General features: G+C 43.8%; 9 protein-coding genes. All 9 read right to left on the reverse strand.

The window, feature by feature from the left end:
* Nucleotides 1-136: 136 nt before the first annotated feature.
* The 9 genes from FSB73_RS08765 to FSB73_RS08805 all read right to left on the reverse strand — a co-directional run bounded on the left by FSB73_RS08765 (nucleotide 137) and on the right by FSB73_RS08805 (nucleotide 12,518).
* Entirely contained in the window at nucleotides 137-1,327 is a 1,191-nt protein-coding gene (locus tag FSB73_RS08765; RefSeq protein ID WP_146781118.1) for an aldose epimerase family protein, read from the reverse strand.
* Between the two features lie 133 nt (nucleotides 1,328-1,460).
* Complete coding sequence (locus tag FSB73_RS08770) at nucleotides 1,461-2,531, reverse strand: glycoside hydrolase family 43 protein (RefSeq protein WP_225974648.1); 1,071 nt, start codon at nucleotides 2,529-2,531, stop codon at nucleotides 1,461-1,463.
* Nucleotides 2,532-2,738: 207 nt separating this feature from the next.
* Entirely contained in the window at nucleotides 2,739-3,743 is a 1,005-nt protein-coding gene (locus FSB73_RS08775) for an LLM class flavin-dependent oxidoreductase (protein WP_146781119.1), read from the reverse strand.
* 294 nt (nucleotides 3,744-4,037) lie between these two features.
* Entirely contained in the window at nucleotides 4,038-5,018 is a 981-nt protein-coding gene (locus tag FSB73_RS08780; RefSeq protein WP_146781120.1) for an SMP-30/gluconolactonase/LRE family protein, read from the reverse strand.
* Nucleotides 5,019-5,122: 104 nt separating this feature from the next.
* On the reverse strand, nucleotides 5,123-6,595 hold the full coding sequence (cls, locus tag FSB73_RS08785) for a cardiolipin synthase (RefSeq protein ID WP_146781121.1): 1,473 nt from the start codon (nucleotides 6,593-6,595) through the stop codon (nucleotides 5,123-5,125).
* 225 nt (nucleotides 6,596-6,820) lie between these two features.
* Nucleotides 6,821-9,004, reverse strand: a complete 2,184-nt coding sequence (locus FSB73_RS08790) for a glycoside hydrolase domain-containing protein (protein ID WP_225974649.1) — start codon at nucleotides 9,002-9,004, stop codon at nucleotides 6,821-6,823.
* 95 nt (nucleotides 9,005-9,099) lie between these two features.
* Entirely contained in the window at nucleotides 9,100-11,343 is a 2,244-nt protein-coding gene (locus FSB73_RS08795; RefSeq protein WP_192904101.1) for a type 1 glutamine amidotransferase family protein, read from the reverse strand.
* A gap of 99 nt (nucleotides 11,344-11,442) precedes the next feature.
* On the reverse strand, nucleotides 11,443-11,787 hold the full coding sequence (locus tag FSB73_RS26540; protein ID WP_146781122.1) for an aminotransferase class V-fold PLP-dependent enzyme: 345 nt from the start codon (nucleotides 11,785-11,787) through the stop codon (nucleotides 11,443-11,445).
* Nucleotides 11,788-11,789: 2 nt separating this feature from the next.
* Nucleotides 11,790-12,518, reverse strand: a complete 729-nt coding sequence (locus tag FSB73_RS08805) for an aminotransferase class V-fold PLP-dependent enzyme (RefSeq protein WP_146781123.1) — start codon at nucleotides 12,516-12,518, stop codon at nucleotides 11,790-11,792.
* Nucleotides 12,519-12,608: the final 90 nt, after the last annotated feature.

A 12,608-nucleotide genomic window follows, 5' to 3' on the forward strand; every position in this document is an offset into this window, starting at 1 on the left:
CTAAAATTAAAATTATTCGGGCGAATTGCCCGTTTTAACAGCTAAAATAACAATTACTTTAGTTTTTAGAAATTTGCTCGGGAAAGCATGCGGGCGGGGGGTTACCAGATCCCCAAACCGCATGCATTTATGTAAATTACTTTTGAACGGAGAATTTATATTCTGATGTTGTGTGATACTGCTGTCCTGGTTTTAATACAGTACTTGGAAAAGAAGGCTGATTGGGTGCATCTGGAAAATGCTGGGTTTCCATGGCAAAGGCCGTTCTAAAACTGTCTTTTACCCCATTATTAAACGTATTACCCGCTTGCATAAAATTTCCGCTATATACCTGAAGGCCAGGCTGATCAGTATAAACATCCATACGAATGCCGGTTTTATCCCCAATAACGGTGGCAGCAAGATGGTGATCTCCTGTACTGTCCAGGACATAATTGATATCATAGCCTTTGCCATTTTTCAACTGCTCATTATCCTGATCAATCCTGGCACCCATTGTATTGGGGCTAAGAAAATCAAAGGGCGTGCCTTTTACAGCTGTGATTTTCCCTGTTGGAATAAGCGTACTGTCCACCGGTGTGATATGGCTGGCATAAATCGTAAAATCGTGGTTTAAGATCGTGCCGCTGCCCTCGCCATTCAGGTTAAAAAAGGCGTGGTTAGTCAGATTCACTACGGTCGTCTTATCTGTCGAGGCGTCATAGGTCATATCCAATCCGTTTTCTGCATTTAAATGATAGGTCACTTTTACCGTCAGATTACCGGGAAAACCTTCCTCCATATCCTTTGAGACACGCGTAAAGACAACGGTGCTGCTATCCGGCTGCGAGGCGTTAAAAGTCTGATACTGAAAACCTTTTTTGCCGCCATGTAAGGTATTTACGCCATTATTGGTAAATAAGGTATACTGCTTACCTTCAAGGGTGAACTTACCTTTGGCAATCCGGTTACCAAACCGGCCTATGGTTGCTCCATAGTAAGGCTCGGTTGCCTTGGCGTAATCTGCAATGGATGAAAAGCCACAGACGACATCAACCATTTTGCCTTCCTTATCTGGAACCTGAAGACTGACTAGACGACCACCATAGTTTGTAAATGTAGCCGTCATGCCATTTGCATTTTTCAGCACATAGAGATCCGTTTTTACGCCATCAAGCATGCCCTGGAAGCCTGTTTTATCCAGCAGGTTTACCGTCTGCGCATTTTTTGTACTGTCGGTTGTACCCTGCTTATTGGTCCCACCGCCGCTACAGCTGGCGGCCATCATAGTGGCAAAACCAAGGGCTCCTACTGCCGCCAATTGTAAAATTTTAGATTGTTGTTTCATACAAAAGAGTTTTGAAAAGGGGTTTGTTTTGATGATAAAAATATAGATAAATAAAGCCTTACTATTAACGGTTGGCCTTCTTTGAAGAGGGCTAATTAGTTCATAGTTGTTTTATAATGTTTAAATAATTTATTTACTCGCCAGAAGGAACCGCCAGCTTTACACCGGCAGCCACAGGTTTGCCAAAATCAGGTGTGCCATCAGAAAGCCAATGAATCTGTTGCATTCTTGGGCTTCTAAAACGACCGCAGCCCTGTCCTGGCTTATCATTGGCATGATAAATAATCCAGTCTTGTTTGCCATCGGGGGACTTAAAAAAGCCGTTATGCCCCGGGGCATACACCCCAATGTCAGGTGCGCTGGCAAAGACGGGGTGATCACTTTTGATCCAGTCACTGGCTTTCATGGGATTGCCCCCTTTTTTCAGGCTTAGCATTCCCAGGCTATAATGATCCGTCCAGCAACCACTGGCAGAATACAGCAAGAATAAGCGTCCTTTGGGGCTTTTAAGGATTTCTGGGCCTTCATTTACGGTAGGCAGACTGCCTTTGACAGATCCTCTCTTTTCCCAATCATAAATGGGCGAAGAGAGCTTTACTCTTTCGCCCTGGATGGTCCAGGGGTTTTTGAGCCGGGCAATATAAATATTCTGGGCTACATTCACGTCTGCTTCCCAGCCGGCCCAAAGCATATATAATTTTCTTTTATAGCGAAAAACGGTTCCGTCAATCGCCCACTTATTGGTCGGATCTGCGACCTTGCCTTTAAATACCCAGTTATCTGACAACGGATCCGCATGGGTATTCTCTAAGACATACATCCTGTGATGATCATTATTACCATCATCTGCTGCAAAATAGATATACCACTTGTGGTTGATATAATGCATTTCCGGGGCCCAAAGTTCTTTGGAATGCAGGCCCTTGGCAGGTGGTGTCCAGACGGTAACTGCTTTGGCCTCGCCCAACTTAGACATCTTTGTTGTGGCGAGTAGTTGAATATTACGCCCTGTCGTCCTGCAAAAATAATAAACGCCATTATGACTAACCACCCATGGGTCAGGGCCGGTGACAAGAAGCGGATTTACAAAACTATCTGTTTTGGGCACTGGGGACTGGACAGACTGACTCTTTGCCTGGCCTGTAATAAACATCATAAGAAGCCAAGACACGACCGGTGCGGCTCTGCAGATTTTTCTAATCATATCAGATATAATAGGTGAATAATTCCTTTCTTTCAAACAGCCATAACCTTTTGTTTCTCACCACGTAATCGTTTGCACAAATGCTACCACAAAAAGCTAAAAAGGAAATATGTATCCGCAATATAGATATAATTATTATAAATTGCCAGCCCCCCACTGCCATTTACAATTGGTTTAGAATTGGCACAAATCATAGCGACCTCCCTATTACACCCCTTTAAACATAGGCGCGAGCAAGCTATAAGAACGTAGCCTGTCCTTATTATCATATATATGGCTGCTGGCCATGATTTCATCAACACCTGTTTGCTGGACAAAATTTTCCAGTCCTGCATGAACTTCATGGGCACTACCAATAAAGGAATAACGCATCATCTGCATAACCGCCGCTTTTTCCATTTCATCCCAGATGCCTTCCATGGAATCCACCGGAGGCTGCAAGGGTCTGCGTTCATTGGTAACAATCCCTCTGGCCATCTGATAAAAGGAAGTAGCCAACCTTTCCGCCTCCGTCGTTGTCTCTGCGGCCATGACATTGACGCAAGCCATTACGTAGGGTTTTTCAAGTTGCGCTGAGGGGATAAATTGTTCTCTATATAACCTGAGCGCTTCATGCAGATAAGTCGGGGCAAAATGACTGGCAAAAGCAAAAGGCAGGCCTAGACTTGCGGCCAGCTGAGCACTGAATGTGCTGGATCCCAAAAGCCAGATCGGCACCTGTGTACCGATACCAGGAACTGCTTTTACCGGCATGCGACCATCCTGAATAGCCAGATAATCTCTCAGCTCCTGTACGTCACTTGGAAACTGATCCACACTGTGCATATACCTTCTAAGTGCCCTGGAGGTCAGTTGATCTGTTCCCGGTGCCCGGCCAAGGCCCAGGTCTATCCTGCCCGGATAGAGCGTTTCCAGTGTCCCGAACTGTTCTGCTACGATCAGCGGTGCGTGGTTGGGCAGCATAATGCCACCACTGCCAACCCGGATTGTTTTCGTGTGGGCCGCTACATGACTGATCAGAAGAACAGTAGCAGAGCTGGCGATGTTTTCCATATTATGATGCTCGGCATACCATATCCTTTTATAGCCTAACTGCTCAGCGTGTTTAGCCAGAGACACACTTCGATTAAATGAATCTGCAGCACTCCCGCCCTGAACAATCGGCGCCAGATCTAAGACACTAAAAGGTATTTCTGCTAACTTATCTGCCATAGGTAAATGTGTTAAGTGTTGTCAAAATAAATTCAGCTAATAAAATTACAATATAACTTACTGGGCCAGGCGTGGAAACCGACTAGCTCAATGGCCTGGCCACTTAATTTTAACAAGTGGTGGCCACTGATATATTGGAAAAGCCTTGAGCCGACTGGATTTGCAGATTTAAATAGACAAAAACAAAATGGGACATTTTAGCCTATCGTATAGTAAAGCAGCTATCCATATAACTGATTTTTACACAAAACCTTCCGCCAATATTCTCCAAATGTAACCTCTGCTGCTAAAAGGCTAAGGCAATGCTCCTTTTTGATCGGTACTGATTTTGTATAAATGTGTGGAGGCCGTGATAAAAAGAATATTATGGTTCTTGCCTCCAAAGCTCAGATTAGAAACCCAGGGTTCATGAATGGTAATGTAGTTGAGAATACGACCGTCACTGTTTGTAATCGTCACGCCATTACCACTTAAATACAAATGCCCCTTTTGATCAATGGTAATCCCGTCTGCCGTGTGGTGAATAATCACTTTGGGGTCAGACAATTTTCCGCCAGCACCTCTATTAAACCGGTAGATCTTCTTACCCTCTATATCCGATACATAAAGGTATTTACCGTCAACGGATCCAACGATACCATTGGGTTTAACCAGCAAGTCAGAGACAATTCTAGCCTCATGTGCCCCTTTAGGCAAATAATATACACAGGCTTTCTGCTGCTCTGGCTGTTTACGGGACCAATAGCTTCTCTGGTAATAAGGATCCGTAAAATAAATACCGCCAGACTGATCTACCCATAGATCGTTAGGGCCATTTAGCAACTTATGTTGATAACTCGTCAAAAGGGTATCCACCTTTTTGGTGGCAGGATGGATACGCCAGATCTGATTATGCAAATCCGCACATACCACCAGGTTGCCTTTATGATCCATATACATGCCATTGGCTCTGCCTGCAGGTTGCATAAATAAGCTAAACCCTCCCTGTACAGTATACATCCATATGGCATTATTTGGCTGGTCGGTAAAATATAGATTGCCAGCCTTATCGCTCACTGGGCCTTCTGTAAAGGCAAAGCTGTGATCTAGCTGTTCCAGAACACCAGTTTTAATAGAATCGTTGCTCTCAATCTGACTGTAAGTAGTGCAAAAGGATAATAGCATACACAGCGCCGCTAACAATGCATAAACAGCATTGCGAATAAATCCTTTCTTTCGTCCTACCTTTTGTCCTGCTGCTTGACCGCTTTTGTTGAATTTTAATGTACTTTTCATTTGCTCTTGCGCTGGTTTTATATTTAATTTCTTTTAGTGTGTATGCATTTATCCTACTCTTACGCTCATTTTTCTTATCCTTAATCTCATTCTTAACCGATAACCTATAATAATGGGGCAATCAGTCTGACTGTTTTTTCCAGCAATTTTTGCAGCCAGAATCTTTCCTCCCACTTAAAATTATCAATTTTTACAGCGCCCTCCAGATCCTCATAAAAACTTCTGGCGAGTTCTTCCCCGAACGGTTCATCATAAATAATCGCATTGGCCTCAAAGTTCAAATCAAAACTCCGGTAATCCATATTGGCCGAACCGATAATGGACAAACTCTTATCCGCAACCAACGTTTTTGCATGAATAAAGCCCTTTTGATATAAATAGATATCCACGCCCACATCCAGCAGTTCTACATAAAAAGAACGAGCTGCTGCATTTACGATCCTTGAATCAGATTTGCCAGGAACCAGCAATTTCACTTTTACTCCGGAAAGGGCAGCGATTCTGAGTGCATCAATCACGGCCTGTTCGGGAATAAAATAGGGCGTTGTAATGAGTAATTCCTGGGTCGCCTGGTGAATGGCCTGTAAAATTGAAAACAAAATGGTCGGATTATCAGAATCGGGTCCACTGGCAGCGATCTGCACATATTTGCCTTCCGTATCACTTCCGTTTAATTTAGGGAAATAAGCCGTGCTTGGGGTGATGCTCTGATCGGCACAAAAGTTCCAGTCACATAAAAAGAGATGTTGCAGGTAATGCACGCCCGCACCTTCAATACGGATATGGGAATCCCGCCAGTAGAGTTTTTTCCTTTTTAATTTCGTGGCTGTTTTGTCTGTGGCATTGATATACCCGTCACTCACATTAATTCCCCCAATAAAACCAACACGGCCATCCACGACGACAATCTTTCGGTGGTTGCGATAGTTCAGCCGATTAGCCAGCGCCAAAAACATGATTTCATAAAAGGGATAGGCCTGTACACCTGCCTTTCTCAAGCGGGGGACCAGCCTTTTGCGGATCGACCGGCTGCCAAAATCATCATAAATCAGCCGGACTTCTACCCCTTCTTTTGCTTTTTGCTTGAGGATCTGCTCAATCTCTTTGCCAATGGTATCATCTTCATAGATATAATACTCCATATGGATATGGTGTTTGGCGCTGCGCAGTGCTTCCAGTACCATGGGGAACTTTAGCTCCCCATTGATAAGTAACTCCACTTTATTACCGCCGGTGAGCGGACTTGTGTTTTCCTTAAGCAGCAACCTCGCGATGCCGCGATGCACTTGTACCACCTCATTTCCTCCGGCTATCAGGCTCAGGGACTTGCGCTCGATGGCCGCTTCTAGACGCTTGGACTGATGATCATCGGCCAATAATTTTCTGGAATAAATTTTTCTTTTCCGGTAATTCGTGCCAAATACAAAATAGAAGACCATACCCGCAAAGGGCAAAAATATAATAGCCAGCACATAGGCCAGTGCTTTTGTATTGGAGCCTGTATCATATATCGCCTTCAAACAGACCAATACCAATAGCACCGTATAGACAATCTCCCAGATCAGGATCCAATCCATGGCTCATTTTTACAAGGTGAGTATATTTTTATAAAAGACGCCTCCCAAGTTAAGGCCGTCCTCAACAAATATACAAAAGATTTGGCCGTGAGTTACTGGCAAGAGGCAAGTAAGGACCCTACTTTTCTAAATAAAAGATGTAAGGGGTGGACACGTGTCCGTGTCCACCCCTTACATCTTTTACATACCTTCACAAAATCCAGCTTAAAATCCTATAGCACTCCCTTAATTTTGAATGGCACTGATCCACTTTTTAATCGGTCTGTTATCAGCCGGTTTGTCTGAGCTATAAATCACCAGCGTCCCACCTGCACGCAACTGCTGATCTGTCAGGTAATTTTGCTTAAGCTCCCGACCATTCAACATTAGTTTTTGAATATAACAATTATCGGGTGCAAAATTATTTACATGGATATGGAAGGTCTTGCTCTTTTCAGGGTCTTTATCTGACCGGCTGGCTCTGCTTACATTAATTGTCAGGTCCTCAAATAAAGGGACATGCAGGTAATAGACCGGCTCCCCAACCAAGGCGGGAAAAAGACCAATACCCGCAAAGACAAACCAACCAGACATGGCGCCGCCATCATCATCCATCGTAGGCAAAAACGCGCGGGGCTTATTTTGATAAACAGGTCCTATAATGGGGTTAATCCCCCTGCTATTGCCATTAAAATAAAATTGCGTCACGGTGTCCACCGCATAGCGGTGCATGAGCGCCTGCGCCTTGGAAGGATGCGCTGTTGTATTATATAAGGAAGGAGCCGCGATGTCCGGTTCATTTGCCTGGCTATAATAATTTCCATCAAAGAACCGGTCTAATTCGTCTTCCAGTTTTTCTGGTGAGCCAATCAGCTGAGTCATACCTTGCATATCATAAGGCACAAGCCACCGGTATTGCCATACGGTGCCCTGATACATGCCGCGGGCGCCCATTCTGTCAATGTCCGATTTAGACAAGTCTGCAAATTCCTTTTGCCAGACTGTTTTATATCCGAGGGCCTTTTCTGTATAAATTTTGCTGTTGTTTTTATCCCCCATTATCTTGTAAATCTGACCCAAAGCCCAGTTATCATAACTGCTTTCCAGGGCTTTGTCGGGATGAGAAAAATCCAGCCCGTCTACTTCTTTTTTAATAGAATCAATAATGGAGGCAAAATCCACCTGGTAACCTTTATGATAGGCGTCCAACAGCACAATGTCTGTGTGCTCGGTTCTTACGGTATTAGAAGGTTCATTTTTAGTCGCATAATCCTTTTTACCTTTTTTATATAAACCCACCAGAGAAGTGACCATGCCCTGATAACGATTGCCATAGGCCAAAGAAAGTAAAGGCAATTGTGTCCGGTAGTTATCCCAAACAGACCATCCGTTATATCTACCCATAGAAGACACTTCTTCCTCACCTTTTGTATTGCGGAAATGGCCGTCCTTTTCAGAAATCATATAAGGCGATTGAATTACCCGGTAAAGCAATGAATAAAACAGGCTTCGTCTTGCCCGCTGAATCGAATCCACTTTCTGATTAGAAAATTTACGCGTTGAGACCCAAATACGGCTAAGTGCTTTATTCCAGATCGCCGCCGTCTGGCGGCGGATATTATCAAAACTTTCATGGCTGATGGAAGCTTTGGCATACTGAGCACTGGTAGAAGACCATCCGATGCGAACCATCAGCTTCTGCGTATTATCTTTTAAACGGGCCACTAGTTTATGGTGTCCTAATTCTTCCCAGTCAACCGGTTGGCTGAGCCTGATAAAATAATAGATTTTATACCGCCCTACACTGCAGGTTGTTCCGGCCTCAATCCAGCCACTGATCGAAGTCCCGTCAGTACGATGCTCTTCAGCAGCAAACCGGTTAGATCTGGTGTGACTGAGATCAAAATATAGCCCTCTTTTATTCAGAGCCACTCCGTTTTTATCTCCCGACTTATCCGGGAATTGATAGGCGTGTACACCTTCCTTTTGACTCACCGTAAAGGCAGCCTTTATGCCGTCCTTAAATGCCACGCTGTAAAACCCCGGGCTGGCCGCCTCGCCTGTCTTCATCAAATGACAGTCCATGGGGTCTACCCCTAAAAAGGGCTTTATCAACAAATTGGCACCACTACCTTCACAGCCCACCCCTTCAAATACGCTGTGCGCAAACCCCAAAAACTCCTTGGCATAAAATTCATATCCGGTATGGATCCAGGGATCTGTTTGGGGTACAATGCTTAGCATGCTAAATGGATAACTGGCCGCCGGAGACAATTGGCCATGATCTCCTGAGCTGCCCAAAAACACATTGACCTGATCTACCGGCGCGGCGTCCTTTGATTGAGCATTAAGATTATCAAAACTCAGCAAAAGCAATGCACTGACCATGCCCGCCAAACAAACCCTAATAATACACTTTTGTCTTCTCATAATTATTCCAAAATATACCGCTTAGACCCCAGCCAGACTTATGTCAAAAATTTACTCGCCTCTAAGCTTACATGAACGTTTTAATTTATCGTTTTTTATAGTTGTATGGACAGATGTACACCGCCCGCTTGATGTTTGAATTTCAAAAACAGGGTAGCAGACGCCTGGTCCCAGGACATTTCTTCTAAAGCGACCTTTTGTCCATCTGTTGTAGATAACACAATGGATTTTGCTTCAGGTTGTTTGGGTAGTTTAATGCGCATGGCATTCACAGTTTCCACAGGGCCTTTTATCAAACAGGTAAACAGGTTTTTATCTGCCTGCCATAGACTATCTGTAACCCTGCCTGCTACGGCAAGTACTTTCACCTTATTGGATGACTTTTTTTCCTTATCCAGATCATAGAGTAATGCCTGGCTTCCCGGTTGTAGTGTAAGTTGATTTAATACTGGTAATTCAGGGTCATATAAATTGATAAAATGGCCTTTTAATATTAGGGGATCTTTTGTAGGGCCATCTGCCAGAACGGCCATGGCAATATAACTACCCCGGCGCAGTATAAAATTATTTTTAGTTTGAAGCCCCTTGTTTGTTTTTGTTTTAGCATAAGCAGCCTTTACCAAATTTTGTAAAACGGTGCCGCCGCCTTTTTCCAGAATCAACTCCTTCGGATCTTTGCGAACAATCCAGACCCTGCCTTTGCCAGACCTGTACATAGTTTGGCCCTTTTTATATACAATCCCCATTTGTTTAAACAGATCCTCAGACGCATTTTTATGATGCAAACCATCCATATTCCACCACTCTCTGACTGATTGAAAAGGGTCATCGTCCCGGCCTAAATAAATCAAATGGCCCCCGCCTTTTACCCAGTCGGCTAGCTGTTTGTGGACTTTAGGTGACTGGGGCTTCATATTGGCATAACTCATAATCAAGACTTTCACGTTCTTAAGCGTAGCGGGATAACCCAGATTTTCCATATGTACGGTACTAACCGGTACACCTTGTTCTAATAGCGGCATAGCCATCCCATAAAAATTGGATAGCTGCGGGTCATCATATCCTTTATGCGTTGGGAACCGCTGAAACATCATAGAATTGCTTAGCAATACCGCTATCCCTTCAGCACCACTCACTTTGTTTTCGGAAACGGGCATTTGCTGTAATGCATTGACCATAATTTGTACCTGGGTGGCATAAGCAGGAGGAATAGGTTGTTTTTCCTTTTGCCCTTCTACCTGAAACTTACCCAGGTATATCCTGCTGGGCCAAGGCATTACTTCATAATTATCCACACTGGGATACATTAATTCAGCGGTGAAAGTTGCTTCGTAATTCCTTTTATAATCATCCCAACTATGCCTTCTATCCTCAATCGGATCTGTTAATAAATAAATCTTCCTGTGCGTGGGCGCAGTCATAGATACCATGGAGCCATACTCTAAAAATGCATTTTCAAAAACCCGTTCTTTTTTTACGCCATCGTAATAAACCGGTTCTCTTGAAGTACCGGTCCAGACCTGTGCAATATAGCCATCGACATTTTTAAGACTGGCCAGGCTGGCCTCCGGACTGACGATCTGCCAGGAAGAATAATTAATCAGAGAATGCGTCGGCACAAAGCAACCGACTTCATGGCCCTCGCTTCGACTGTACCTTTTAGCATAGGAAAACAGTGTATCCAGTGCCCGGTAATATAAATGGTATTTAAGCTTGGAGGACAAATAGGTCGCTTCAGCAGTACTGTCCTCGGGCTGCCAGGGAAAATGATAGTAATCTTGCCATTCCTTTTTAAAGGCGGGGCTATACCCAGCCCTGGCCCAGAACTCTGGTTCTTCCAGATAAATGGCAGTCACACCAGCATCAATAGCCCGTTTGATATGGGTTTTTAAATAACCAAGATAATTAAGTGTTGGAACGATATAAGGAACATTATGGCCATGCCAGATAATTTCTCCGTTTTTCATGGTCTGCCCTTCATCAAAATGCTTTTTACCGTCATATTCACCCAGAAAATAATCCTTGTATTGTCCCCAGGCAGAACCGGTCATAAACTGAACATTATAGCCTTCTTCGCGCCAGCCTTTAACACGCTGTTCAAAATGCCCGCCAGCGTCATTGATGCCATAGACCATAACAATGTCTGCCCTGACATCATAATGCGCATTCCAAGGATCTGCAATCTGAAAAGAGGTTTTAGACCCCGTTTGCAAATTAGGACTTGTGCCTTGTGCGGATTGCGCTTTTATCTGGTAAGAAAACAAAGAAAGACTCAGAGTGATCAGACCTGTCAATGCAGCAAGGCGCGCTGTTCGAAAAAAGAAAAATTGATTTTGCATAGTAAAGGTAGAATATGAAAGGACACTGCTTTAGCAAAAGCAGAGATCCTTTGATGATTAAAAAGTGCAGCAGGGTGTTTTAATGTAAATCAAATCTTCTTATTTAAGCCAGTTTTCAATCACCTCTAATAAATAGCCTATTTCCTGTGGTGTATTGTAAAAATGCATACTGATCCTGAGCGTTCCACCTCTACTAGTAACAATTATACCGGCGGCCGCCAAAAATGCCCCCAAAGAACCATGTTGATTGCTATCCTCCTTAAGTACCACGATAGAGGCCCTTTGTTCTATGCTATAGTTCCCAAATAATGTTAGTTTCTCTTTATGCAAGGCCAGCCCATCCAGCAAGGTTTTCGTTAACTGCATGTTATGTTGATAAATCTGGTCAGCACCAATGGCTAATTTTTCCAGGAGCGCCTGATGGAGTAGCGCCAGTCCATAAATATTTAATCCCCGGGTTCATAGCTTCTGGCCGTGCCGGCAAAATCCAGAGAGGCGGCGCCGGTAATAACGGGCGGATAGTCGGCCAGAAAGGAAGGATCAAAATAAATAATCCCATTGCCAAAACCACTGTTCATCCATTTGTAATTGCTGGCAATAACGACATCTATCCCTAACTGTTGCATTGGAATCGGAATAGCCCCCAGACTCTGGGTCGCATCTACAATCACTCTGACCTTATACTTTTTACAAAGCGCGGATAACGGGCCCAATTCAATTTTAAATCCCGATTGCCACTGTACATGACCAATGGCAATTATATCAATTTTATTTGCTATAAACGCCTGTTCAATGGTCTCCAGGCTTAAGGCAAAACCCTGTTCACTTTCCAAAAAGTGCACATTAAATCCGTTTTGAATAAAAGGCGCCGTTATAGATGGGTAGTCATATTTGTACAGTAATACTTGTTCATCCCCCTTTAGCGATTGGACCACTATATTCATCGCATAAGAAAAATTAGGAATAAAGGCCAGCCTATCCTCCTCTACTTCCAAAAATTGGGAGAGCGTCTTTCTGTAAAGCGGATCTTCTTTATCCCGCCAGATTTCTGAGCGCGTAGAGCTGTTAACACTAAAAGCATTATAGATATCAGCACCTGCCTGTAAACTCGCTGCAGAAATAATACCGCAACCAGCGGTATTTAAATAGGCCTTTTGTTGGACACTCGCTTCCATTGAAATTTGTTTGGTGAAAAATTGCTTCACAAATTACAAAAAAAACCGCTTCCCCAAATTTGGATTCACATTTGATTTAAGGTTCATATA

Origin of the sequence: Arachidicoccus ginsenosidivorans (assembly GCF_007971385.1) — a bacterium.
In the GTDB taxonomy this organism is placed as follows: Bacteria; Bacteroidota; Bacteroidia; order Chitinophagales; family Chitinophagaceae; genus Arachidicoccus; species Arachidicoccus ginsenosidivorans.

Coding starts and splice junctions, on each gene's coding strand:
- cls (WP_146781121.1), bottom strand. CDS start 6,595: ATGGATTGGATCCTGATCTGGGAGATTGTCTATACGGTGCTATTGGTA.
- FSB73_RS08770 (WP_225974648.1), bottom strand. CDS start 2,531: ATGATTAGAAAAATCTGCAGAGCCGCACCGGTCGTGTCTTGGCTTCTT.
- FSB73_RS08780 (WP_146781120.1), bottom strand. CDS start 5,018: ATGAAAAGTACATTAAAATTCAACAAAAGCGGTCAAGCAGCAGGACAA.
- FSB73_RS08795 (WP_192904101.1), bottom strand. CDS start 11,343: ATGCAAAATCAATTTTTCTTTTTTCGAACAGCGCGCCTTGCTGCATTG.
- FSB73_RS08775 (WP_146781119.1), bottom strand. CDS start 3,743: ATGGCAGATAAGTTAGCAGAAATACCTTTTAGTGTCTTAGATCTGGCG.
- FSB73_RS08805 (WP_146781123.1), bottom strand. CDS start 12,518: ATGGAAGCGAGTGTCCAACAAAAGGCCTATTTAAATACCGCTGGTTGC.
- FSB73_RS08790 (WP_225974649.1), bottom strand. CDS start 9,004: ATGAGAAGACAAAAGTGTATTATTAGGGTTTGTTTGGCGGGCATGGTC.
- FSB73_RS08765 (WP_146781118.1), bottom strand. CDS start 1,327: ATGAAACAACAATCTAAAATTTTACAATTGGCGGCAGTAGGAGCCCTT.